Source organism: Xenorhabdus sp. KJ12.1, assembly GCF_963876495.1.
Taxonomy (GTDB): Bacteria; Pseudomonadota; Gammaproteobacteria; order Enterobacterales; family Enterobacteriaceae; genus Xenorhabdus; species Xenorhabdus stockiae.
In genome coordinates, this window is the sequence record NZ_CAWNQH010000017.1 from 1 (window position 1) to 670 (window position 670).

General features: G+C 38.2%; 1 pseudogene. It reads right to left on the reverse strand.

Going from position 1 to position 670, the window contains the following annotated elements:
- Positions 1-544: 544 nt before the first annotated feature.
- A pseudogene (locus AACS92_RS02995) lies at positions 545-670 on the reverse strand (integrase); the annotation flags it as partial.

Below are 670 nucleotides of genomic sequence, written 5' to 3' on the forward strand. Positions count from 1 at the left end.
TTATTCCAAATCCGAAGAGATGCATGACAAAGTGGTAGGTACGTTCATTGAGCGTGAATACTATCTTTCATAACAGATCTAACTATTGGGAGCATGACCCGAGCAGTTTTAGCATTCTTGCTTGAATCTTAGGAGGCATATCCAAAATGCTATCCATTACTCCGTGGTAAAAATCAATATTCCAGCTCATGTCTGCCTTTTGTATTTATCATATATGATAGATGTTCAGGGTTCAATATTGGCTTATCATTTATGATAAGTTTAATTAAGTCAACTGAGTGATGAAAACACTTGGTATGAAAAGAGGAACCACTGCATTATGTTGTTTATAGGCTAGCTTAAATCACTGTGTCGTTTTTGTGTCTCTGCTAATGACACACGAACGACAAGCAAAGACATTGAAAGGTGATGAACGACACAAAACTGGATGCGAGCAAGGATAAATCTTTATATTTCAATATGATATTTAGTGGTCTACTTTCTTCTAAGCCGTAGGTCACAGGTTCGAATCCTGTAGGGACCATTTAAAATCAATGAGTTACCTCTATTTTTTAACCGCTATTTTTCCTGCTTGGGACGAATTTGGGACACCTCCGCCAAAAAGCAGGTCAATTTGTCGCGCATGTTCGGTCAGATGATTCGGTGCTAAGTGTGCATATCTTCTAACCAT